21 protein-coding genes and 1 riboswitch are annotated in these 23,387 nt (G+C 66.6%); of the genes, 7 read left to right on the forward strand and 14 right to left on the reverse strand.

Going from position 1 to position 23,387, the window contains the following annotated elements:
- Positions 1-216: 216 nt before the first annotated feature.
- The 3 genes from ercA (at position 217) to ACK6AU_RS25420 (ending at position 4,017) form a co-directional block, all read left to right on the forward strand.
- Positions 217-1,380 (forward strand): alcohol dehydrogenase-like regulatory protein ErcA, encoded by a 1,164-nt coding sequence (gene ercA / locus ACK6AU_RS25410; protein WP_409302140.1) that lies wholly within the window; start codon positions 217-219, stop codon positions 1,378-1,380.
- The gene (locus ACK6AU_RS25415) at positions 1,364-3,103 is read left to right on the forward strand and encodes a NahK/ErcS family hybrid sensor histidine kinase/response regulator (protein WP_409302142.1); all 1,740 of its coding nucleotides are present in this window, start codon (positions 1,364-1,366) and stop codon (positions 3,101-3,103) included. Before ercA ends, ACK6AU_RS25415 begins: the two co-directional genes overlap by 17 nt.
- A gap of 98 nt (positions 3,104-3,201) precedes the next feature.
- Complete coding sequence (locus ACK6AU_RS25420) at positions 3,202-4,017, forward strand: VanW family protein (RefSeq protein WP_409302144.1); 816 nt, start codon at positions 3,202-3,204, stop codon at positions 4,015-4,017.
- Positions 4,018-4,336: 319 nt separating this feature from the next.
- On the opposite strand, the gene ACK6AU_RS25425 is transcribed toward ACK6AU_RS25420, so the two are convergent.
- Entirely contained in the window at positions 4,337-4,723 is a 387-nt protein-coding gene (locus ACK6AU_RS25425) for a hypothetical protein (RefSeq protein WP_185702197.1), read from the reverse strand.
- On the opposite strand from ACK6AU_RS25425, the gene ACK6AU_RS25430 reads away from it, so the two are divergent.
- Entirely contained in the window at positions 4,722-5,030 is a 309-nt protein-coding gene (locus ACK6AU_RS25430; protein ID WP_260498136.1) for a hypothetical protein, read from the forward strand. The two genes, ACK6AU_RS25425 and ACK6AU_RS25430, sit on opposite strands and share 2 nt — an antisense overlap.
- Here ACK6AU_RS25430 and ACK6AU_RS25435 read toward each other — a convergent pair.
- The 12 genes from ACK6AU_RS25435 to ACK6AU_RS25490 all read right to left on the reverse strand — a co-directional run bounded on the left by ACK6AU_RS25435 (position 5,027) and on the right by ACK6AU_RS25490 (position 19,915).
- Positions 5,027-6,448 (reverse strand): FAD-dependent oxidoreductase, encoded by a 1,422-nt coding sequence (locus ACK6AU_RS25435; RefSeq protein WP_409302147.1) that lies wholly within the window; start codon positions 6,446-6,448, stop codon positions 5,027-5,029. The two genes, ACK6AU_RS25430 and ACK6AU_RS25435, sit on opposite strands and share 4 nt — an antisense overlap.
- 89 nt (positions 6,449-6,537) lie before the next feature.
- Positions 6,538-7,932 (reverse strand): VOC family protein, encoded by a 1,395-nt coding sequence (locus tag ACK6AU_RS25440; RefSeq protein ID WP_409302149.1) that lies wholly within the window; start codon positions 7,930-7,932, stop codon positions 6,538-6,540.
- Positions 7,933-8,311: 379 nt separating this feature from the next.
- A complete protein-coding gene (locus ACK6AU_RS25445; protein ID WP_409302151.1) occupies positions 8,312-9,241 on the reverse strand; it encodes an ABC transporter substrate-binding protein in 930 nt (309 codons plus the stop codon).
- Positions 9,234-9,986: a ferredoxin gene (locus tag ACK6AU_RS25450; protein WP_185702201.1), complete on the reverse strand. Its 753-nt coding sequence runs from the start codon at positions 9,984-9,986 to the stop codon at positions 9,234-9,236. The genes ACK6AU_RS25445 and ACK6AU_RS25450 overlap by 8 nt, the downstream gene beginning before the upstream one ends.
- 11 nt (positions 9,987-9,997) lie before the next feature.
- On the reverse strand, positions 9,998-11,917 hold the full coding sequence (locus tag ACK6AU_RS25455; RefSeq protein WP_409302169.1) for a TonB-dependent receptor plug domain-containing protein: 1,920 nt from the start codon (positions 11,915-11,917) through the stop codon (positions 9,998-10,000).
- 152 nt (positions 11,918-12,069) lie between these two features.
- Positions 12,070-12,272, reverse strand: a riboswitch (cobalamin riboswitch).
- 226 nt (positions 12,273-12,498) lie between these two features.
- Entirely contained in the window at positions 12,499-13,566 is a 1,068-nt protein-coding gene (locus ACK6AU_RS25460) for an arginine N-succinyltransferase (protein WP_185701044.1), read from the reverse strand.
- Between the two features lie 43 nt (positions 13,567-13,609).
- On the reverse strand, positions 13,610-14,626 hold the full coding sequence (locus ACK6AU_RS25465) for an arginine N-succinyltransferase (protein WP_409302154.1): 1,017 nt from the start codon (positions 14,624-14,626) through the stop codon (positions 13,610-13,612).
- A 169-nt stretch (positions 14,627-14,795) separates the two neighbouring features.
- Positions 14,796-16,145, reverse strand: coding sequence for an APC family permease (locus ACK6AU_RS25470; protein ID WP_185701046.1), 1,350 nt, complete (start codon positions 16,143-16,145; stop codon positions 14,796-14,798).
- Positions 16,146-16,325: 180 nt separating this feature from the next.
- Positions 16,326-17,078, reverse strand: a complete 753-nt coding sequence (locus tag ACK6AU_RS25475) for an N-formylglutamate amidohydrolase (protein ID WP_409302156.1) — start codon at positions 17,076-17,078, stop codon at positions 16,326-16,328.
- Positions 17,062-18,417: a glutamine synthetase gene (locus ACK6AU_RS25480; protein WP_409302158.1), complete on the reverse strand. Its 1,356-nt coding sequence runs from the start codon at positions 18,415-18,417 to the stop codon at positions 17,062-17,064. The genes ACK6AU_RS25475 and ACK6AU_RS25480 overlap by 17 nt, the downstream gene beginning before the upstream one ends.
- Complete coding sequence (locus ACK6AU_RS25485; RefSeq protein WP_185701049.1) at positions 18,414-19,058, reverse strand: isochorismatase family cysteine hydrolase; 645 nt, start codon at positions 19,056-19,058, stop codon at positions 18,414-18,416. The genes ACK6AU_RS25480 and ACK6AU_RS25485 overlap by 4 nt, the downstream gene beginning before the upstream one ends.
- 2 nt (positions 19,059-19,060) lie before the next feature.
- Positions 19,061-19,915 (reverse strand): MurR/RpiR family transcriptional regulator, encoded by an 855-nt coding sequence (locus ACK6AU_RS25490; RefSeq protein ID WP_185701050.1) that lies wholly within the window; start codon positions 19,913-19,915, stop codon positions 19,061-19,063.
- A 294-nt stretch (positions 19,916-20,209) separates the two neighbouring features.
- Here ACK6AU_RS25490 and ACK6AU_RS25495 point away from each other — a divergent pair, with 294 nt between their 5' ends.
- The gene (locus ACK6AU_RS25495) at positions 20,210-20,773 is read left to right on the forward strand and encodes a histidine phosphatase family protein (protein WP_409302161.1); all 564 of its coding nucleotides are present in this window, start codon (positions 20,210-20,212) and stop codon (positions 20,771-20,773) included.
- A 77-nt stretch (positions 20,774-20,850) separates the two neighbouring features.
- The gene (cobF, locus tag ACK6AU_RS25500) at positions 20,851-21,612 is read left to right on the forward strand and encodes a precorrin-6A synthase (deacetylating) (RefSeq protein ID WP_409302163.1); all 762 of its coding nucleotides are present in this window, start codon (positions 20,851-20,853) and stop codon (positions 21,610-21,612) included.
- A 45-nt stretch (positions 21,613-21,657) separates the two neighbouring features.
- On the opposite strand, the gene ftrA is transcribed toward cobF, so the two are convergent.
- Positions 21,658-22,644 (reverse strand): transcriptional regulator FtrA, encoded by a 987-nt coding sequence (gene ftrA, locus ACK6AU_RS25505; RefSeq protein WP_409302165.1) that lies wholly within the window; start codon positions 22,642-22,644, stop codon positions 21,658-21,660.
- Positions 22,645-22,745: 101 nt separating this feature from the next.
- On the opposite strand from ftrA, the gene ACK6AU_RS25510 reads away from it, so the two are divergent.
- Entirely contained in the window at positions 22,746-23,180 is a 435-nt protein-coding gene (locus ACK6AU_RS25510) for a rhodanese-like domain-containing protein (RefSeq protein ID WP_409302167.1), read from the forward strand.
- Positions 23,181-23,387 lie beyond the last annotated feature (207 nt).

Below are 23,387 nucleotides of genomic sequence, written 5' to 3' on the forward strand. Positions count from 1 at the left end.
CGAGCCCGCGAGGCTGCGACCGGGTGCGCAGCGCCCGCCAACCAGGCGCCGCGGTGCACCCGGCCGATCGTACAACCTGATCGGGCGACCCGTGCCGGAGCCTGCGGCAGCGTCCGCCCACCCACGAGGCGAGGTACACCATGGTCGGATTGCATTCGTCCGGCGATGCTTTAGGCTGGCGTTCTTTCCAGAACAATAAGAAAACAGGCTTTTGCCATGGGCCAGAATCTCAGTCTGCTGCGCAAGTTCGTCTCCCCGGAAATCATCTTCGGCGCCGGTTGCCGGCATAACGTCGGCAACTATGCGAAGACCTTCGGCGCGCGCAAGGTCCTGGTGGTCAGCGACCCCGGGGTGATCGCCGCCGGCTGGGTCGCCGATGTCCAGGCCAGCCTCCAGGCCCAGGGCGTGGAGCACTGCCTGTACAGCGCGGTGTCGCCCAACCCGCGGGTGGAGGAGGTGATGCAGGGCGCCGAGGTCTACCGGGAAAACGCCTGCGACGTGATCGTCGCCGTCGGTGGCGGCAGTCCCATGGACTGCGGCAAGGGTATCGGCATCGTGGTGGCCCACGGGCGCAGCATCCTGGAGTTCGAAGGGGTGGACATGCTCCGCATGCCCAGCCCGCCGCTGATCATGATTCCCACCACCGCCGGGACCTCGGCGGATGTCTCGCAGTTCGTCATCATTTCCAACCAGCAGGAACGGATGAAGTTTTCCATCGTCAGCAAGGCGGTGGTTCCCGATGTGTCGCTGATCGACCCGCAAACCACCCTGGGCATGGACCCGTTCCTTTCCGCCTGCACCGGCATCGACGCCCTGGTGCACGCCATCGAGGCGTTCGTCTCCACCGGCCACGGCCCGCTCACCGATCCCCACGCCCTGGAGGCCATGCGCCTGATCAACGGCAACCTGGTGCAGATGATCGCCAATCCGCAGGACATCGCCCTGCGCGAGAAGATCATGCTCGGCAGCATGCAGGCCGGGCTGGCGTTTTCCAATGCGATCCTCGGTGCGGTACATGCCATGTCCCACAGCCTCGGCGGCTTCCTCGACCTGCCCCACGGGCTGTGCAACGCGGTGCTGGTGGAGCACGTGGTGGCGTTCAACTACAGCTCGGCGCCGGAGCGTTTCAAGGTGATCGCCGAGACGTTCGGCATCGACTGTCGCGGCCTCAACCAGCAGCAGATCTGCCGGCGCCTGGTGGACCACCTGATCGCGCTCAAGCAGGCCATCGGCTTCCACGAGACCCTGGGCCTGCATGGGGTCAGCAGCAGCGATATCCCGTTCCTGTCGCGCCATGCGATGGACGACCCGTGCATCCTCACCAATCCCCGGGAGTCGAGCCTGCGCGATGTCGAGGTGGTCTATGGCGAGGCCCTCTGACGAGCAGCAACGGGCCCTGGCCGGGCTGCTGGGCCTGGGCAATCACTCGGCGCGCAAGAGCCACTACCCGGAGCTGGCCGCACGCCTGGAAGACCTGGAAACCGAGCGCAACCGCTACAAGTGGCTGTTCGAGCACGCCGTGCACGGGATCTTCCAGGCCAGCCTGCAGGCCGGCATGCGCGCCGCCAACCCGGCCCTGGCGCGCATGCTGGGTTACCAGGACCCCCAGCAAGTGCTGTTTTCCCTGGCCGACCTGGCCGGCAACCTGTTCGTCGGCGGCGCCCAGGAGCTGGAGGCCATCGGCGAGCAGTTGCAGCGCGAGCGCAGCCTGCTGGGCTACGAGACCCAGCTGCGACGCAAGGACGGCAGCAGCATCGACGTGTTGATGAACCTGCTGCTCAAGCCCGATGAAGCCGGGCTGGTGGAGGGCTTCGTCGCCGATATCACCGAGCGCAAGCTGGCCCAGCAACGCCTGGAGCAACTCAATGACCAGCTCGAGCAACGGGTGGCCGCGCGCACCGATGAATTGCTGGAGGCCAACCGCGCGTTGCAACAGCAGATCCAGCGGCGCGAGCGCAGCGAGCGGGAAGCGCGAGAGGCCCGGGATGCCGCCGAAGCCGCCAACCGCAGCAAGGACAAGTACCTGGCCGCCGCCAGCCACGACCTGCTGCAACCCTTGAATGCCGCGCGCTTGCTGATCTCCACCCTGCGCGAGCGCCAGTTGCCCAGTGCCGAGCAACTGCTGGTGGAGCGCACCCACCAGGCCCTGGAGGGCGCCGAGGACCTGCTCACCGATCTGCTGGATATTTCCCGCCTGGACCAGGCCGCGGTCAAGCCCGATCCGGCGACTTATCGGCTGGATGAAATCCTCGCGCCGCTGGTGTCCGAGTTCCAATCGGTCGCCGAGGCCGCGGGCCTGGAGCTGCGGGTGCGCCTGGGGGACCATGCGCTGTTCACCGACCTGCGGTTGCTGACGCGGATCCTGCGCAATTTGTTGAGCAATGCCTGCCGCTACACCGAGCGCGGCAGCATCCTGCTGGCTGCGCGGCGCCGGGGCCAGCACCTGCGGCTGGAGATCTGGGACACCGGGCGCGGGATTGCCGCCGACCGCCTGGAGTCGATCTTCCTCGAGTTCAACCAGCTGGACGTGGGCCGTGCCGCCGACCGCAAGGGGGTCGGCCTGGGGCTGGCGATCGTCGAGCGCATCGCCCGCATCCTCGGTTACCCGGTGCAGGTGCATTCGCGCCCGGGCCGTGGTTCGCGGTTCAGCATCGAGGTGCCCCTGGCCGCCCGGGTGCCGCTGCCCATCGGCCAGCAAGCGCCGCAACCGAGCACCGGCAACCCGCTGCCCGGGCGCCGGCTGCTGGTGCTGGACAATGAGCTGAGCATCCTGGACAGCATGGCCGCGTTGCTGGGGCAGTGGGGCTGTCAGGTCGTCACCGCCACTGACCAGGCGGCGGCCCTGGAGGCGTTGCAGGGCCAGGCGCCGGAGTTGATCCTGGCGGACTTCCACCTGGATCACGGCATCACCGGGTGCGAGGTGGTGCGCCAGTTGCGCGAGCACTTCGGCCTGTCACTGCCGGCGGTGATCATCACCGCCGACCGCAGCGACCAGTGCCGGCGGGCCTTGCAGCAATTGGGCGCGCCGCTGCTCAACAAGCCGGTGAAGCCGGGCAAGCTGCGTGCTGCCTTGAGCCAATTGCTGGGGCAGGGTGGCGCCTAGAGGCCGGGCTTGCGGCTAGTGGGGCGGCGGACTTGCGGCTAAGATGCCGCTCTTTTTTTCAAGGACGAAGCCGGCCCTGGGCTGGCCCATACCCATCGATGAAGCCGTTGTCTTCGTATCACCCGCTGCTGTACTGGTTGCGCGTGCGCCAGAAGCGCCTGGCACGCAGCCTGGCCTGGCGTTTTTCCGGCCGGCGTTATGCGCGGCCCGTAGCCGACAGCCCGCGTTTGCCTTATCGCTACATCAAGCACACCTCCAAGCTGATCCGCACATTGGGCGATTGCGACCTGGCCCTGCAGCACAACAAGGTGATCAACCTCAGGCTGGCGGTGGCCTGTATCGATGGGGTGCGCATCGGTCCGGGGGAGTACTTTTCCTTCTGCCAGCTGGTGGGGCGGCCCAGTCGCGCGCGGGGGTTCGTCGAGGGCATGGAGCTGTCGTTCGGCGAGGCGCGCAGCGGTATCGGCGGGGGCATCTGCCAGCTGAGCAACCTGATCCACTGGATGGCGATCCACTCGCCGTTGCAAGTGGTGGAGCGGGCCAACCACAGCTTCGACCCGTTTCCCGACGAGGGCCGGGTGCTGCCTTTCGGCTCCGGCGCGGCGATCTTCTACAACTACATCGACCTGGTGCTGCACAACCCCGGGCCGCACGCCTTCCAGCTCAAGCTGCACGTCGGCGCGCACCAGCTCGAGGGCGAGCTGTTGTGCGAGCAACCGCGCAGCTACCGCTACCACGTCTATCAGCGGGAGCACCGTTTCGTCCGCGAGGGTGGGCGGGTGCTGCGCGAGAACCAGATCTGGCGCGACATCCGCACCAAGGGCCAGGATTCCGAGTTGGTGCGGCAGGAGTGCCTGTATCGCAACCGGGTCGTGGTCAAGTACCCGGTGGCCGATGAGTGCCTGGTGCATTAATGGCGAACGGTCGGCCAGGGGCCCGTGGCACGGCCCGCGTAGCGCCAGGAGTGGCCTGGGCGTATGAAACTTCCTGCTTGAAATGCAGATAATTCATCAATCCAGTTTTATTCAGAATCAGTCCTCGGACTTTCCCTGGCAATTGCACTAGAATGCGAACCGTTCGCCCGGTGCAAGGGCTCTTTACCGGTGCAAGGATTGCCAAGGCCAGAGCACTGGGCGAACACCTCCTCCTGATCCGCGCCCTGCGCACATCGCTTCACACTCTCTTTACTCAGCGCTCCACCCTCATCGAGGGTCGTCGTCTTGCGTGCCCCAGTCAGAGGGCCACCGGGTACAGTGCCACCTGGCGGGCCTGCAGCTCGACCCATTGCGGGCCGTCTTGCGATGCGCCCTGCAACGACAGCAGGACGATGGACCCGCCGATAGCCAGCACTGCGCCGCCATCGCTGTCCACCTGCAACAACTGCGCGTTGATCCGCAAGCCATCGGTGCTCCAGTCCATGCAGGGGGCGCTGCTGGGGCTCGCGCGCAGGTTGTGGTTCCACTGGAAGTCATCCTCCAGGGCGAGCTCCACCTCGTGCTCGCTGGCCAAGGGCGGAAGCGGCCCCGACCACTGGCCGCGTCCGTTGCCCTCGGCGCAACTGAAACCGACCCACGGGCCATCGGGCATTTCAGGATGCAGGGCGGTCAGGGTGATGCGCATGGGCAGGGTTTCCACAGGCCGGGAGATGAGTGGCGGCAAGGCTGCCGCAGGCGGCGCTGGCTGGCAAGGCACGCGACGGTTTTCGTTTGGCGGTTATTTCGTCGAGATCACCCGTGCCGAGCCGCCGCTGTTCTTCGTCCAGGTGCGCCATGCCAGCGGCGACCTGTGGGATGAAGGCTGGGTGCGCTACGAAGATGGCGACGGCGGCCCGCTGACCGCCGACAAGGTGCTGGCTTTTGATGGCGATGCGGTGATCTACCTGCAACAGCGCAAGGTCCTGGTCTCGCAGAAGTCCATCGCTCGCTAGCGCTCCGAGGGTTTTGGGTTCGGGGGCTGTGGGGCATAGGCATCCCACAGCTTGTTGCGGAACTTGTTGTGCGGATCGACCCGCGCCTTGAGGGCGAAGAACTCGTTGGCCCGGGGATAGGCCGCGTGGAACTGCTCAGGCGTGGCCAGGATCTGGTAGGGCAGGTAGTAGCTGCCGCCGTGGCGGATGGCGCTGTCCACCAGGGACCGGGTCCACTGGCGCACCTCATCGCGGGCGGCCGGGCGGGTGTCTTGCTGGTAGTACAGCACCAGGGCGAACACTTCGGTCCGGGCCCAGGCCAGCAGCGTACCGGGATCGGCCTTGGCGTGGCGGATGGACAGGTTGATCACATTGACCTTGTGCCGGCGCAGGGTCTCGCCCATGTCCTCGACGAAGCCTTGCAACTGCCCAGGGGGCACGAAGTACTCCTGCAACACGTAGGTGCGCCTGGCCCGGGATGCCGGCTCCAGTTCGCGCACGTCGAGGCTGGCCTCGTAGTTGCGCCAGACCACTTGCTTGTCCTTGAACACCAGCGGGTCGATCACCTCCTCGCGGATCGACTTGCCCATGGGCCATTGGCTCACCACCTTCATGGCCCGGCGTTCCTTCCAGTAGTTGCGGTCCAGGGGCGTGAGGCGTTCCTCGACCGTCACCGGCAGCTCGGTCTGGCGGTAGGACACCGCGCGCAGGTGCTGGTACTGGTTGGGGTAGAGCACGGCGTTGTGCAGGATCACCTGGGGATCATTGGCGATGTGCTGGAAGAAATAGTCGTTGTAGCGCTGCAGGGGCATTTCTTCGAAGGTCCGCAGCAGGCGCTGGTTGTCGCTCAACTGCAAGGTGGCTTCGACGATCACCCCCAGGCCGCCATAGCCGCCGATGGCGCCGTAGAACAGCTCGGCATTGTTTTGCGGGCTGGCCTCGATCACCTGGCCGTCGGCCAGCACCAGCTTGATCGACTTCACCGAGCTCACCAGTGGCCCATGGCCGATGTAGCGGCCATGGGCGTTGACGCTCAGGGCGCCGCCGACGGTGAAGTTGGCGTAGCTCTGCATGATGCTCACGGACAGGTCGTAAGGGTCGATGAAGTCTTGCAGGGCACGCCAGGTGATACCGGCCTGGACCGTGATTTCCTTGCGCTCGCGGGAGAACGCCAGGACCTGGTCGAAGCGCCGCATGTCGATCTGCAGCGCGTGCTCGGTGGCGGTCTGCCCACCCATGCTGTAGCGGCCGCCGCCGATGGCGATGGGCCCGGGGTGATTGGCCACCAGCTGGACGATCTGCTCCAGGCGAGTGGGCTGTGCCACCTGGTCCACCACGATGGGATTGAGCTGGGTGATGTCGTTGACGATTTGTTCGCCATGGCTGGCCGAGGCCAGGCCCAGTGCGGCGCAGAACAGCAGGCCGGTGCTGAATTTCATGGAACCATCCCTGGAAGACGCCACCGGCAGGTGGCGCAAATGGCGGCAGGATAGCCTTACCGCCGTTTCCCGGCCATGGATTCTTGCGCTTACAGGGCGGGCAGGCCCAGGGCTTCGGCGCACTGCTCCAGGGAGCGTTGCTGGGTCTGGGCGTACAGCTGCAACTCGTCGAGGGTCGGCCGGCCCAGGGCCGCTTCGAATACCTGGCGGTTGGAGCGCCCGGCGTAATGGCTCTGGCTGTCGTCGCCGAGGTTGGACTGGAAGATCCCGGCAGCGCTGACCGGCAAAAAGTCTTCGTACACCAGGGGCTCGCAGCCCAGGTGCCCGGCGGCCAGTAGCGCTTGCACCGTGGTCGGGCGACCGGGCTCGGTGCGGGCGGCGAGCCCGGCTTCGCGGGTGAAATAACGGAAATAGGCCAGGCCCTGTTGGCGCATGGCGTCGTGGTCGTCGGGAAACTCGGCGAAGTGCTGCTGCATCAGCTGGTTGTAGCGCCGGGCATTGGCTTCGTTGGGGAAGTCGCCGAGCTCGTCGCGGGCGGCATTCAACAGGCGGTCGTAGAGGGCTCGGCCTTTGGGCGTGAGGGCCGCACCACGCTGTTCGATCTCGCCGAAGCGGGCGCTGTGGCTGCCCTGGTTGTGCACCTGGTCGGTGAAGGCGACGCTTTCCTCCAGGGCCTTGAAGCTGGTCTGGCGCAGCAGGATCGGGCAAGCGCGGCGCGGCGGGCCCTCGATCACCGCCTTGGGAGTGATGCCATGCGCGGGCATCAACCGCTGCACTTCATCGATGTCCAGGGTGCGCGGGGTCAGGTGGTTGATGTGCGGGCCCTTGAACGCCACCACGTCGGCGATCAGCCGGTGCTGGGCACTGAGGTTGGCGTACTGGGCGGCGCTGACCGTGGCGTGGTGGTGCCAGCGGAAGGTCTCCAGGGCTTGCTGGATGAACTCCTCGGCGGCGTCGGCGGCCAGGCCGCCCTGATCCTCGGCCTGATGGATCAGCTCCAGCACCCGGGGGGTGAAGATCGTGCGCCGGGCCAGCACCTGCTCGGCGAATGCGCGCAGTTCGGGGTTGTCGATCAGCTCCAGGCGCAGCAGCGAGGTGAAGACCCGGAACGGGCTGACCTGCAGGGCCTGTTCATGCACCGCGCGAAACGCCGTGGAATGCACCGGCACCCCGGCGGGGGTGAGGTCGTAGTAGCCCACCGGCTGCATGCCCATCACGGCGAACAGGCGCGCCAGGGTCGCCAGTTCGGCGGCGGTGCCGACGCGGATCGCACCATGGCGCTCCAGGTCCAGGCGCTGCAATTCGCCGGTGTGTCGCAGGTGCCGGGCAATGGCCGGTTGTTGCTCCAGCACCTGGGCGTTGACCTGGGCCACCAGTTGCATCAGGTCGCCGTACAACGGCACCTCCTCGCGGTACATATCCGACATGGCCCGGGAAAATCCCTGGCGGATCAGGTCAGGACTGACGAAGCGCTGGTGGCTCATGGACAAGGTTCCTGTGGCAATGGATCGAGGCGTGGGTGGAGCGGGTCGGCCTCGATTCTGCGCAGCGCCGCCAGGGCTGACAAACGAAAGTTCCTCTGAACTTCATTCTGCAAACGAATGCATGGCACCAGGGCCGGGCGTCGGCAGTGGGGTAGGCCAAGAGCGCGCCACGACCAGGAAAGTGCTTATCGAGCGCGGCGCGGTTATCGCCAAGTATTCCCGAAGACTCGCGCCGAGGCTGGTAAAACAGGGCCTGTGCGAAGCTGCACATCGTATTTGGCGTGCTCAAGTCGGGCCATCCTGATGACCCGAAATGGGCGCTTGCGCGGTAACCGACAAGACGGTATCTACACGAAGCAGGGCCGCTCTCGCTGTGCGTTCAATCCTGCGGCGGATGCAGGCGCCGGGCCAGTTCCAGGGCGGTGCGGGCGCTGGCGATACCGGGGACCAGCTGGGTGAAGGGGATGTCGATCAGGCGTTGCTCGCGCACTGCCCGCAGTCGCGACAGCACCGGATCGCCCTGTAGCAGGCGGCGCTTGCGCGCGGCCGGCGACCACAGGGCATCGGCCAGCAGCATCACGTCCGGGTCGTTGGCCAGCAGGGTCTCGCTGTCCACCACCAGGCGCGGGCGGTCGATGGCGGCGAAGCTGTTGCGCGCCCCGGCGGCTTGCAGCAATACCCCGACAAAACCGCGCCGACCCTGGCTGGCCAGGCCGTTGACCTCGCTGTCCAGGTAGAACACCGACGGCTGGGGTTGATCCTGGTACAGGGCCCGGGCCGAGGCGAGGTCGGTATCCATCTGGACGATCAACTGCCGGGCCCGTTCCGGCTTGCCCAACAACTGGCCCAGGGTCAGCAGGTCGCGGCGGATGTGCCCGAAGTAGTCCTCGTCATGCCCGGCGCAGGCCGATTCCAGCAGGTAGCTGCCGATGCCGATGGCGCCCAGGCGCTCGCGCGAGCTGAAGTTGTTGGGGAAGGCCGAGGCGAAACCGCCCACCACCAGGTCGGGCTTGAGGCTGTACAGCACCTCGGCCGACGGATACTGGCGGGCGATCACCGGCACCCCGTGGTACTGCCCCTGGTCCATGGCCCGGCCATCGTCGTCCAGGTAGGCGACGCCGATCAGCGCCGGCCCGGCGCCCAGGGCCAGCAGCAGGTCGGCGCTGTGCTGGTTGAGGGCGACGATGCGCTGCGGCGTGCCGGGGCTGGGCCAGCTGTTACCGCAGTTTTCGTAGCTGCCGGCCAGGACCGGCCCACTGGCCAGCCACAGCAAGATGGCCAGGCACTTGGCCCGGGCCGTCCTAGGCATCGGTGGGTACTCCATAAGGGGTGGCGATCTGCAACTGGGCGACGGGCTCTCCGGCCAGCAGGTGCCCCTCCACCAGTTGCAGCACCTGGCTGTCGTTCTCGACCCGGTACCAGCAGCCATCCGGGTGCACGGTGAGTACCGGTCCCAGGTTGCAGGGGAACTGGCAGGCGGTGCGGGTCAGCAGCACGCCCCCGGGCTTCTCCATGAGGTCAAGGCGCAGCAGCTCGCGACGCAGGGTCTTCCACAAGGGCAGGGCGCCACGCCGGACGCAGCGCGGGCCGGTGCAGAGCAATACCTGGCGGGCGTGGGGCGGCACCTGCGACCAGTCCGGATCGCTGGCCACCGGGTTGACCTGATCGCATGGCAGGTGGCGTTCGCGCTGGGCGATGCTGGCCCAGGCCAGGGCCGCATCCAGCCCCCGGCGCCCCAGGGCCTGGGCGGTGACCCACAGCCGTGGCGCCTGGGAGTGGGCACGGGCGCGGCGTCCCAGCTCATCGCGCAGCCAGTCCAGGTAGGCGCTGTCGGAGCTGGGCTCCAGGTCCACCACCAGCAACGCCGCGCCAGCCTTGGCCAGCGTTTCGTCCAGGGCCGCCCAGAGACTGTCGAAGCCATCCAGGGTATCGATCACCCGGGTCTCGACGCTGTCGTCGCGCAGGCCTTCGAGCTCGCGACAGAAGGCCTGGCCGAGGGCGCCACCCAGCAGGCCGGGACCGACGAACAACACCCGTTGATAGTGTTCATGCATGTCGGTCGGCCTCAGAAGCGGTAGGTGTAGCGCACTTCGGTGGTGAAGGGGCGCCCCAGGTTGTCCAGCGCCGGCCTGTCGCTGGTCATGCTGGTGGTGTAGTCGCGGTCGAACAGGTTCTCCACCAGCAGGCTCAGGCGATGCTGCTGGGCCGTGTCGAGGTAGCGATAGGCATCGGCATCCACCACCGAGTAATGGCCGTAGTCCACTTTCTTCGAACTCTCGACCTGGCCGATATAACGGATCGCGCCGCCCACGCCCCACATACGATCCTGCGATTCGAAGCCCAGGCGCGAGCGGGCGAAGAACCCGGGGATGTTGCTCAGGGTCACGTGGCGTGATTCGACCAGGTTGCGGGTCATGTCGGCGGACAGGTTCCATTGCGGGCTGAACTGCCAGCGTCCATCCACCTCGATGCCCCGGACCCTGACCTGGCTGTCACCGTTGACGAAATTGATACCGTCCAGGGCAATCAGGTCGTCGATCTTGCGCCGGTAGGCGGTGACGCTGGCATTGAACTCTCCGGCTAGCAGGCTGCCTTTGTAGTCCAGGCCCAGTTCGGCGTTGACGCTCTTTTCCGGCTTGAGGTGGCGGTTGCCTTTTTCATTGGGTTCGTTGGCGAACAGCTGCTCGGCGTTGGGCAGCTTGAAGGCATTGCCGTACTGGCCGCGCAGTTGCCAGTTGGGCGTGAGGTCGTACAGCGAGGTGAGCATGCCCACCGTGGCGCTCTCGCCGCCGCTGATTTTCTCGTGGCGCACGCCGATGCTCGGGTGCCAGTCCGGCAGGGCTTCGAACACCGGGCGCAACTGGGTATACAGGGCGTTGGCCTGGGCCTTGTTGTCGTCGATCTTGAGTACGTCGTCCTGGCCCTTGAACCACTGGTTGTCGGTGCCGAACACCAGCACATGGCCGCCGTCCAGCTCGGCCTTGCCCTCGGCTTGCACGCCCCAGTCGGTGAAGCCCCAGTAGTCGTTGTGGTTGATGACCTTGATGCCGCCATCATCGTTGCTGTTGATACGGGTGTAGCGCGTGTCCCAATCGTTGACATGGCCCTTGACGAAGTAGCTGAAGCGCTCGCCCAGGCGTTGCTCGAAGGTGGCGGTGGCGATCTGCTGGACCCGGTCGTTGGTGGTCTGCTTGTTGTTCGCGGCGCGGGCGAAATCCAGGTTGGCGTCGGTGTACTGGTAGAACAACTCCAGGCGCGAGTCGTCGCCGAACCCCTGGATCGCCTTGGCGCCGAAGGTGGTCACCTCATAGGAGCGCTTCTTGTCCTTGGTGCTAGTGTTGTAGGCGCTGTTGCGAAACGGCTGGTAGCCGTCGGAAACGTTGTGGCTGACATAGGCCAGCAAGCCGAGGTCGCCCAGGCCGTTGCTGACGATGCGCTCCACCCGGGCATCGCCGCTCCTGCCCATGAAGCTGTCCAGGCCCAGGTTGACTTCGCCGGAGGCATCACGGCTCTGCGGGCTGCGGGTGACGATGTTGATCACCCCGGACACCGCCTGGGTGCCGAACAGCAGGCTCTGGCCGCCCTTGAGCACTTCGATGCGCTCGATGGCGTTGGCTGGCAGGGTGTCCAGGTACAGGCCGCCGTACAGGCGGTTGTTCAAGCGCACGCCATCGAGCAGGATCAGTGTGTCATCGTTGCGCCCGCCCAGCAGCGAATAGGTGCCGTAGTCGAAGGGGCCGTTCTTGGGCGCCACATAGAGGCCCGGCACGTACATTTGCAGGACCCGGGTGATGTCGCTGCTGGGACCGGCGCGTTCGATCTGCTGGCGATCGATGATCTCCACCTTGCTGCCGTACTTGGCCATCTCGGCCACGGTGGTGGACTCCACCGACGGGGCGGACACGAATTGCTGGTCGAGCTTCAGGGAGGTGTCGTCCGCCAGCAGCCAGGGGCTGAACAGGCAGCCGAGCAGGGCGCCGCCCATGGAACGGCGCGGAGCGCGCCAGTCGCGCGCAAGGGAAGTGTCTGTTGTTGTCATTGTTGGTCTTCTCGAAAGTGTCTTCGGGAAGCACGCAGGGAGAAGGTGGCAGGCACGCGCACGCGCCCACACCGGCCCATGCCCGCCCACCGCAGGATTGCCAAACAGATGCTTCAGGCCGGTCTCCGGGCTTGCGAGGCTGGCTGCATTCGCCTTCCCATACCTTGGGTACAGTGGCGTGTTGAATGCAGCACTCGCTTACCGTTGCGGGGGCAGCACCGGACTTGCCCCTGGGGGCGCACCGGTTTCCCGTTTCACCTCACGCACGGCGGCGTGAGGCACCTGAAACAGGGCGGCATCTGAACATCCGTCCGGCCGTTCGTCAATCCTGTGGCTGCCACGATCGCGCCCGCTGCGCAGTCACACCCTGATCGCCGAGCCCAGCCCCGCTCCCGTAGCCGCTGTTGAGCCTGCGAAGCTGCGCCAAGGCCCGCAGGGCCTTCAATTGTGGCGTTAGCAAGGTTGCGCCCGCTGCGCGGCCGTGCGCAGCGGGCGGCAGCGGCTACACCCAGCGGGTTTGCCCGGCGTTACCAGGCGGTGGCGGGGGCGGTGCGTACCTGGGCCTGGCCACCGGCATCGGCGGGGCAGGCCAGCAATGGCACCGCACGCACCGAGTCACCGGGTTGCAGTTGCAGGCGCTTGGTGGCCTGGCGGTCCACCAGCAGGCAGCCGGCCACCAGGCGCCCGGGCGCGGCGGTGATGCGGCAGCTCTCCAGGCGCCGGTTGTGGATCAGCCACATCGGCGCCTGCTCGTCCGGGTTGCCCACCAGCAACGGCAGGACCTGGCTTTCACGCACGCTGCGGATCTTCGCCACTTCGGCCTCGATCAGCGGGCCACCGTCGAACACATCGATGCAGCCCTGGTGGCTGAAACCTTCATCGCGCAGGATGCCCACCGCCTGCTCGGTACTGGCGTGGGCCTGGCCAATGGCCGCCTGGGCCTGGGGGCTGAGCAGGCAGGTATAGAGCGGTTGGCGCGGCATCAGCTCGGCGATGGATGACTTGCCGCCATGGCTGGACAGGCGATTGGCCTGCTGGAAATCCATCTTGAAAAAATGCCGCCCCAAGCTGTCCCAGAACGGCGAGCAGCCCTGGTTGTCGACCTGGCCGCGCAACTCCGCCACCAGCTTCTCGCCGAACAGCGCCGGGTACTCGGCGACGAACAGCAAACGCGCCGTGGACAGCAGGCGCCCGGTATAGCCCTGGCGCAGGTCGTGGCGCAGGAACAGCGAGCACAGCTGGGATTGCCCGGCCATGTCGTTGCTCAAGAACAGGGTCGGGATCTGTTTCTCGATACCCAGTCCCGGGGCGCTGCCACGGGTGACGCCGAGCCGGTAGTTGTAGCAGGGCTCGCGCAGGCCGATGGCACCGCTCAAGCCACAGATGCCGATCACCTGCTGCTCGTCATCTTCCAGCACGAACAGGTAGTCGGCGTCGGCGCGTTCCACCTGGCCGGCGAACGTGCGTTGGGCCCAGCGCACCCGCTGGTCCAGGCGCTCGGGGTCGGTGCTGAGGTTGTCCAGTTCTCGCTGGCTGCCACCCAGCAGGCGCAGCAGCGCGGGCAGGTCGGAGACGCGAATCGGGCGCACGATCATGCACGGGCTCCTGGCAATGGCACGGTTGCGAGTCGACAAGGGGTCATAGCGCAATGCTCCGCACGGCAGCGCCGGGCTCCAGTTGCAAGGCCTGGAACATCTCCTGGTCCAGGCCGATACGCTCCTCGGGAGCTTCGTCGAGCAGCGCGACGATGGCGCGGAAACCTTGCAGGCGGTCGTTGCTCAACAGCCATGGGCGGCCCCGGCCGCTCTGCACGGCGAAGTAGCTGGTGGCGATCCGGCTCTGGATGATCGAGCGCAGTTCGTTGGTGCGCGCTTGCAGGGTCGGCCCGGCATCGAACAGGTCGACGTACTGGGTCGGGGCGAAACCTTCGTCCACCAGGATGTCGCAGGCTTCCCGGGCGTCGGGATGGATGCGGCCGATGCAGTCCTGGGCCGCCTGCGCCAGCATCGGGATGTAGATCGGGTACTGGGGCATCAGCTCGACCAGGAACCCGCGCCCCTGCAGGGCGCACAGGCGTTCGGCCTCGATATAGGGCAAGTCGAAGAAATGCTGGCCCACCGCTTCCCAGAACGGCGATTGGCCCTTGGCGTCGCTGTAGCCGACGATTTCGCTGATGCAGCTGTCGGCGAAACGCTGGGGGTGGGCGGCGATGAACAGCAAGCGGGCCCGGGAGGTCAGTTGCGCCAGGGGCGTGCCGGCCAGCGCAGTGTCGATGTGGAAGCTGCGCAGCAGGGTCTGTTCGCTCAGGTCGTGGCACAGCGACAGGGTAGGGACCCCGTGCTGGATGTCCAGCTCCCGCGAGCTGCTGATGAACGGGCGGTTGCGCAGGCTGTAGAACGGTTCGCTGAAACCGGCCGTGGCCAGGATGTCGGAGCAGCCATGCAGCTCGCCGGTGGCGGGGTCTTCGAGGACGAAGAAATAGTTCTCCGGTCCCTGGTCGGCCTCGGCCTTGGCGAAGGAGGCCAGGGAGTCGAGGATCTTTTCCCGCAGGCAGGTTTCGTCGTCCACCAGCGAGGTGATGCCCAGCAGGCGTCCGCGGGCCAGGCGCCGCAGTTGGGGCAGGTCGGATAACGCCACGGGGCGCAAGGCCAGCATGGATGCACTCCTGTATCAAGGGCCGCCGACCCAGGGCCGGGCGGCCAGACATCACTGTCGATTACCACGCATTGTCCCCGGCCGCGGCATCTTGCGGCCGGTTCCCGGACTGCTCTTGATGGCCGTGCCGGGACGACGCGTCACCCGGTGGGGCAACGCGCCGCGTTCACTATGGCTTGAGCGGATCCGGCAGGGCGGCACCATTGCCCAGCCGGTTGAGCACAAACAGGTATACCAATCCTGCGACCACCCAGATCGCGCCAAGTTTCTGCGCATCCACGCCCATGTTGTACATGATGGCGCAGACGATCACGAAACCGATCGACGGGCAGACCAGGTGGCGCAGCACCTGGCCGGACTTCTGCCGGCGCCAGTAGAAATTGATCACGGTGATGTGCAGCAGCATGAAGCCGCTCAGGGCGCCGAAGTTGACCAGCGAGGTGAGGGTGTCCACCGAGTCGATGAACAGGTAGCAGATCACCAGCGACAGCAGCGCCACCAGGTAGATGCTGATGTGCGGGGTGTTGTGCCTGGCATGGACCTTGGCCAGCACCTTGGGCAGCTTGCCGTCGCGGGCCATGCCGAACAGCAGGCGCGACACGGCGGCCTGCGAGGTGATGGCCACCGCCACGCCCCAGGCCAGTGCCGTGGCGACCCCGGTGAGGGTCGCCAGCCAGCTGCCGGCTGCCAGTTCGGCAATCTCGTAGAAGGCGGTGTCGGCGGACTTGAAGCCCATGCCCGCTGCCAGGTCGGTGGCGATCCAGGTCTGCGCCACGAAGATCGCGCCCATCACCACCAGGGTGATCAAGGCTGCCCGGCCGACGCTACGCCCGGGATCGCCCTTGACCTCTTCGGCCAGGGTCGAGATGGCGTCGAATCCCAGGAACGACAGCACGGCGATGGACACGCCCTGCATCAGCATGCCGAAGTGGAAATTGTCCGGGCTGTACAAGGGCGCCAGGGTCAGCTCGCCGTGGCCGGTGCCGCCGTGCAGGGCGTTCCAGGCATGGAACAGGAAGATCCCCAGGACCACCAGTTGCGCCAGCAGGAACAGGATGTTCATCCGCGCGGTGAAGGTGATGCCGCGCAGGTTGACGAAGGTGGCGCTGACCAGGAACGCCAGGATGAAGCCGACCTTGGGCACTTGCGGGTACAGGTGGTTGAGCGCCATGGCCGCGTAGACATAGAGCAGCGGCGGGATCAGCAGGTAGTCCAGGAGCATCAGCCAGCCGGCGAGGAAACCCACATGGGGGTTGAGCCCGCGTTGGGCATAGGAATAAACCGAGCCGGCGATGGGAAAGGCGCGGGCCATGGCGCCGTAGCTCAGGGCGGTGAAGACCATCGCCACCATGCCGATGATGTAGGCCAGGGGCACCATGCCCGGAGCCTCCTGGTTGACGTAGCCGTAGACCCCGAACGGGGCGATGGGGATCATGAAGATCATCCCGTAGACCACCAGGTCGCGCAGGTTCAGCCCGCGCTTGAGCTCCTGTTTGTAGCCGAATTCTTCAATCTCCATGAAGCACTTCTCCTTGTAGCCAATAGGGGCAAAGCCCGCGGCGTGCGTCGTCATTGACGCTTGGGCCGCGGGCCGGTGTTTGAACCTGGCAGGATCAAAGACACACCACGGCGGTTTTTCTGTTGGTTATTGCAGTCCTGCGAACAGCGTTCTTGGATGAGCCTCGGTGCTCTTGAGGCACTACAGCAACGGCGCCAGGCAATCGCTCCAGTGCTGTACCGCCTGCGGGGTGCGCAGCAGGTCGTTGCGCACCTCGATCAACACCGACTCCAGGCCCCGGGCATCGCCGTGCACCGGTACCGTCATATCGCTCAACGGATCGATTTCATAAGGCTGGTTGCCGGCCACTTTCAGCGGCAGGGCCCACAAGCCTTCCAGGACCCGGGCGGCATAGGCGGTGGCGTTGCCATAGAGCACGCCGATTTCCAGGTCCCGCGGCTGGCCGTAGTACACCGGGGTGAAACTGTGGATGCCCACCACCCGCACTTCGCGGCCCTGGGCCAGGCGCCGGTCGATGATCCGCTGCAAGCGCTGGTGGAATGGCGTGAACAACTGCTGGCGCCGGTACTCGCGGGTCGCTTCGTCCAGGTGCTGGTTGCCCGGCACCTGGTAGATCTCGCTCTGCAACGGAATGCTGTCGGGGGCATGCCGTGGCCGGTTGAGGTCCACCAGCAAGCGCGAGTAGTTGGCCGCGATCAGGGTCGCGCCCAGGGTCTGGGACAGGCTCTGGGCCAGCTCCAGGGCGCCCGGGTCCCAGGCGATATGCTCGCGGGCCGCCACCGGGTCCAGCCCCAGGTCGTTCAGGGCTGGCGGAATGTAGGGGCTGGCGTGTTCGCACACCAGGATCAGCGGATGCTCGGAGTCTTCCCGGAACAGGCGATAGGCCGGCTCGGTATAGAGTCCCAGCTCGGCGGATTTAGTACAGGTGTCCATAGTGCTCACAGAGTTGGGCGGCGTTCAGGTGCTCGGTCAGTGACATTTCCTTTTGCTTGACGGCGAAATAGGTATCCAGCAGCGCCTGCGGCAGCAGTTGTCGCAACTCGCGGTTCTCGCGCAGGCAATCCAGGGCCTGGGGCAGGTTGCCGGGCAGTGGCACGATGCCGCTGGCCCGGCGCTGTTCGGCGCTCAGTTCATCGGGGACCTTGTCGGTCACCGCATTGAGCGCCAGTCGCTGCTCGATGCCCAGGCGGCCGGCCATCAGCACCACGGCCATGGCCAGGTGCGGCGAAGCGGTGGCATCCAGGGCGCGGAATTCCAGGTTGTATTGCGACGCTTCAGGCTTGCCACCGATGGTCACGGTGGGGCAGATGCGCAGCGAGGCTTCGCGGTTGCGCAGGCCCAGGCAGGCATAGGAGGCGCTCCAGTGATGGGGTTGCAGGCGCGCATAGGAAATCGGTGTTGGCGCGGTGAAGGCGCACAGCGCCGGCAGGTGCTTGAGCACTCCGGCGGCCCAGTGCTGGCCCAGGCGCGAAAGGTCGTCGCCGCTCACCGCTTGCGGATCGTAGAGCAGCGGGGTGCCGTCCAGGTCCTGCAGGCTCAGGTGCAGGTGCACGCCGTTGCACACCGCGTTCTCGGCGGTCTTGGGCGCGAAGCTGACCCGCTGCCCCAACTGCCGGGCGATCTCGCGGGTGATCTCGCGCACGTTCACCGCGCGGTCGGCGGCGGCCAGGCCCTGGGTCGGGCGGCAGGTGACCTCGTACTGGTGCTTGCCGTATTCGGGCAGGAACATTTCCGGCTCGACCCCGGCGGCGCGCAATGCCGCCAGCAACCAGCCGCCGAAGCTCGCGCCCTGGCGCTGGGCCTGCAGCGAGAACGCCAGGTGTTCGGCCTGCTCGTCACCGGTGTCGAGGTTGAACTCATGCTCGAACGCCGCGGTGACCTGGATGCCCAGGGCCTGGTAGGCCTCCAGCTCGTTGCGCAGCAGGGTGCGCGGGCAGGCGGCCCAGGGCTGGCCATCGGTCTCGCGGATATCGGCGTGGACGAAGTCCAACGGCGGCGCCGAGGCATCGGGCCCGGCACCGACGCTGACCCGGCTGTCCAGGGCGGGAATCAACCGCAGGTCGCCATAGGCGCCCCAGGGATTGTCCTCGGCGATCAGGTCCTGGGGTGTCAGCGCGCTGTTGGCCGGCACCCAGCCACAACCGCCGAGCCGGTAGTGCTCCAGCTCGTCGCTGGGAAACGAGCGTCCGCGAGTGACGCCGATCAGGTCGGTGGTGACGATGCTGGTCATCGCCACCGGGCTCAGGGCCTCGATGTCCTGGCTCCGGCTCATCCGCGGATCTCCCGCAGGCGCCCGAGCACGGTGGCGGTGTCGGTGATCCAGCAGTAGCCCTTGATCGCATTGAGGCAGGCCTGGTGCCGGGCATCGCTGTAGGTGGCGCAGGCGTCTTCCACCAGGGTCACCAGGTAGCCGCGGTCGGCGGCATCGCGTACCGCCATGTCCACGCACTGGTCGGTGACGATCCCGGCGACGATCAGGTGGCGCGTCTCCAGGTTGCGCAGCACGTAGTCGATGTTGGTGGAGTTGAAGACGCCGGACGAGGTCTTGGGCAGCACGATCTCGTTTTCCACTGGCTCGAGCTCGGCGATGATCGCCGCTTGCGGGCTGCCCTTGGGCAGGTGCATGTCCGACAGCTTGTGGTCCAGGGAGCGATCACGGCCGTCGGCGGTGAGGCTCTCGATGATGGTGTGCAGCACGTTCTGCCGAGCCTCGCGCACCGCGGCCAGGAGCTTCTGCTGGTTGGGGATCACTTGCTCCCGGGCGCGCTTGAGGAACGCCTCGCCTTCGGGGCCTTGCAGGTGCGGGTCGAACTGCGGCTCGAGCCAGGCCCGTTGCATGTCCACCAGCAGCAGGGCGGTGTGGTCGACGACGAAGGGCAGGTCCCGTGGCGAGCGATGGGGCAGGCTGAACATCCTTATTTCTCCTCCAGCACATGAGTGGCGAATTCGGCCCGCAGGGCATCGATGCCCTCCAGGCGTTGATCCAGATGGGTACTGCGTGGGGTCATGCAGGCGATCAGCGCCTCGACCTGGGCCAGGGCCGGCACCAGGCTGTCGAAGGGCGACAGCGACTCCACCGGGGCACTGATGACCAGGTCCGCCAGTTCGCGCAGCGGCGATGCGTAGATATCGGTGAACAACACCACCCGGGCGTTGCGTGCCTTGACGGCATTGGCCACGCGCAGGGCCTGGGTCTGGTAGCGGCGGTAGTCGAACAGCAGCACCACGTCCTGGCGCTGCACGTCGAACAAGCGGTCCGGCAGTTGCGCGTTGTCTTCGAGAAAGAAGCAGCCCGGACGCATCAGGCGCAGGTGGTTGAGCAGATACTGGGCGAGGAAGCTGCTGAAGCGTCCACCGAAGCAATGCACCGAGTGCCGGCTGTCCAGCAGCCAGTCCATGAGCACGCGGATGTCCTCGGGCTGGGTCAGCGCCTGGGTGTCCTGCAGGGCCCGCTGGCTGTCGGCCAGGTAGCGTCCCCAGGTGTCGCCCCGGGCTACCTGGGCCCTGGGGTGGAGCAGGGTGCTGGGCGAGCGCAGGCGGTCATCCATGTCACTGAGCAGGGCTTCCTGGAACTCGCCGTAGCCGCTGAAACCGAGTTTCTTGACCAGGCGCACGATGGTCGGGTCGCTCACCCCGGCGTGCTCGGCCAGCCGCGACATGGGGCCCAGGCCGCTGCGCGGATAGTGGTCGAGCAGGGCTCGCACCACCTTGCGCTCGGAGGGCGTCAGGTCGAGGGCAGGATCGGTGATCAGGTCTCTGAGAGAAGGCATCGGGATGATTGACAGGCCGGGTGTAGTTTTTGTTTCAGAAAAAGCTGAAAGCGATATTTATGTAATGAACATTACATGTCCAGTGAATTTTCCAATGAGGGCGAAAGGCTCTGGGGCGGAGCTTGACCCGGCGTCCTGCTGTCATCCATGAGAACGCACCCTGGGTAACAGCCGGGTTCACTGGCGAGCGCCTCGCTGGCCCCCGTAGCCGCCGCATCCACGGTGCTTCGGCTAAACCCGCGCGGGCGCCATGGGTGTAGGATGCCCGGTCGCCAATCCATCGGAGCGCTGCCCGTGCAGGCCACCCGTCTGACCCTGATCTGCCATGCCCGTACCCTCGCCCAGAAGCTGGCACGCTTGCCCCTGGACGAGCCGCTGGAGATGGACTGGCAGGCCCAGGCGGCCTCCCGCGCCGCCGAGCTCAAGCGCAGTACCCGGGTGCTGTGCGCTCCAGAGCTGCGGACCCGACAGACCGCCGCGCTGTTCAGCCCCAATTATCAGGTTGAACCGGCCCTGGCCGACTGTGCCCTGGGTGACTGGCAGGGGCTGGCCCTCGATGCCCTGCAAGAGCAACAACCCCGGGCGCTTCAGGCCTGGCTGGCGGACCCGCACCAGGCCCCGCCGGGCGGCGAGTCGGTGGCCGACCTGTGCCAGCGCGTGACCCGCTGGCTGGAGCGACTGGCGCAGCAGCCCGGGCACTGGCTGGCGGTGACCCACCCGTGGGTCATGCGTGCGGCCATGCTCGAGGCGCTCCAGGCGCCACTGCACAGCTTCAATCTGATCGATATCGAGCCCCTGTCGCGCCTGGACCTGAGCCACGCCGGGTGCTGGCGCCTGCGCCTGGACGGTCGTCCCTGAGGTCCGGCGCCGGCATTTCTCCCGGGGCCGAAGCGGCCCATACTGGCCCGCAGGCATAGCAGCGGGAGCATCCCTTCATGAAAACCGTCCTGGTCATCGGCATCGGCGCCGGCCACCCCGACTACATCACCATCCAGGCGATCAAGGCGCTGAACCGCTGCGACGTGGTGTTCCTGATGGACAAGGGGCCGAGCAAGGATTCGCTGATCGACCTGCGCCGCCAGTTGTGCGAGCGCTACCTCACCGAGCGCCCCTATCGTTTCGTCGAGGCACGGACCCCGGAGCGCGAGCGTGGCGAAGTGGATTACCCGGCAAGCGTTAAGGCCCTGAACCGCGAGAAGCAGCAAGTCTTCGAGCGTCTGATCGACCAGGAGCTGGAGGAGGGCCAGACCGGGGCGTTCCTGGCCTGGGGCGATCCGGCGCTGTACGACAGCACCCTGCGTATCCTGCAACGGATCCTCGCCAGCGGCACGGCGTCGTTCGAGTACGAGGTGATCCCTGGCATCACCAGCGTCCAGGCCCTGGCGGCCCGCCACAAAGTGCCGCTGAACCGTATTGGCCGCTCCGTGGAAATCACCACCGGACGCCGCCTGGCAGCGGGGCAGGCCGGCTCCGCCGACAGCCTGGTGGTGATGCTCGATGCCGAGGATTCCTATCGGCAACTGCGCAACCAGGACCTGGACATCTACTGGGGCGCCTACCTGGGCACGGCGGCTGAAATCCTCATTGCCGGGCGTCTCGACGAGGTTGCCGACGAGATCCGCCGGGTCCGCCTCGAGGCCCGCCAGGCCCATGGCTGGATCATGGACACCTACCTGCTGCGCAAGCCCGAGGACTGACGCCCCGCCGGACCCGCGTCGACCCCTTCGCCGGCAAGCCGGCTCCTACGGGCGCGGTGGCGGGGCGCTTTCCCGGCCGCGGCCGAAGCGTTCGCGGTACACCGACGGCGGTACGCCCACCAGGCCGCGAAAGGCCACGCGAAAGCTCTCCACCGAGCGATAACCGCAGCGCAGGGCAATGGTTTCGGTATTCTCGCTGCCGCTTTCCAGCAGTTCCCTGGCCCGGGCCAGCCGTTCATGCTGCAGCCAGGCCTTGGGCGAGGCGCCAGTGGCGTCGTGGAAACGCCGCAGGAAGGTACGTTCGCTCATCAGCGCCTGGGCCGCCAGTTCGCTCACGCTCAACGGTTGATGCAGGCGCTCCCGGGCCCATTGCATGAGCCGCGAGAGGTCGCTGCGCGGGGTGCGGCTGACCGGCGCGGGAATGAACTGCGCCTGGCCGCCGGTGCGTTGCGGCGACATCACCAGGCGTCGGGCCACGCTGTTGGCCACCTGAGTGCCGAAGTCCCGGGCCACCAGGTGCAGGCAGGCATCGATACCGGCGGCGCTGCCGGCGGAAGTGATCAGTTGCCCGGCATCGACATAGAGCACATCCGGGTCCACACGGATATTCGGGAACCCCTCGGCCAGCTCGCGGGCATAGCGCCAGTGAGTGGTGGCGCTACAACCATCCAGCAGCCCGGTCGCCGCCAGAACGAATACCCCGGAACAGATCGACAGCAGCCGCGCGCCGCGTTGGTGGGCCTGGCGCAGCGCTTCCAGCAACCGCGGCGGCGGCGCCTGCTCGCGGCTGCGCCAGCCGGGAACGATGATGGTCCGCGCCTGCTCCAGCAGCTCCAGGCCACCGTCGGCCAGCACCTGGATCCCGCCCAGGGCACGCATCGGGCCGGGGTCTACGGCGGCGATGGTTTGCCGGTACCAGGGGAAATCGAACTCCGGCCGGGCCAGGCCGAAAATCTCCACGGCGATGCCGAACTCGAAGGTGCAAAGGCCGTCGTAGGCGAGAATCGCCACCAATCCAGGGTGATTGTGCATTTGGCGGAAAGTTACCAGTCGTTGTCTTGAGCGCCACTGTAGCCGTAGGGGCAGGGCGGATAAAGTCCTGCTCACCGCCACCCTGATACCTGGAGAGCCCCATGACCAGCCTGGTCCGCAGCACCGCCGCCGCCCCGTGCGCCCGTGCCCTGATGCATTTTTCCAACCGCCTGAGCTTTGAAACCGACTGCTCCGATGTCTATTCCAGCCAGCAGGCCGGTGCCGTGGATTTTGTCCTGGTGGACGTGCGCGGCCCCGACGCCTTTGCCCGGGGCCATGTGCCGGGGGCGATCAATATTCCCGTGCGCCTGCTCACCGCCGAGCACCTTGCACACTATCCGCGGGACAGCCTGTTCGTGGTGTATTGCGCAGGCCCGCACTGCAATGGCGCGAACAAAGCCGCGGTAAAGCTCGCGGCCCTGCAATACCCGGTCAAGGAAATGATCGGCGGTATCACCGGCTGGCTGGATGAAGGCTTTGCCCTGAGCAGCCAGGCGCCAGGCGCGCCAACCCCGACCTTGCCCTGTGCCTGTTGAAGGCCGCCGTCGCGGCGACACCCCTTGGCCGCCCAGGGCCTTCGAGCGCTAAAAATGCGCCGTCATGGGGCGAGTCTCGGCTTTGGCCGGGGCGGGTGCACCACGGCGCAGCGCAGGCAAAAGCGCCCGGCAGCGGGCGCATGTTTTTTATAAGTATTTGTCGCATGAACACAATTTGCATCCAGGGAGCCGCCTCTGGATACTTGC

It is taken from the genome of Pseudomonas sp. KCJK8993 (assembly GCF_046230915.1).
Taxonomy (GTDB): domain Bacteria; phylum Pseudomonadota; class Gammaproteobacteria; order Pseudomonadales; family Pseudomonadaceae; genus Aquipseudomonas; species Aquipseudomonas piscis.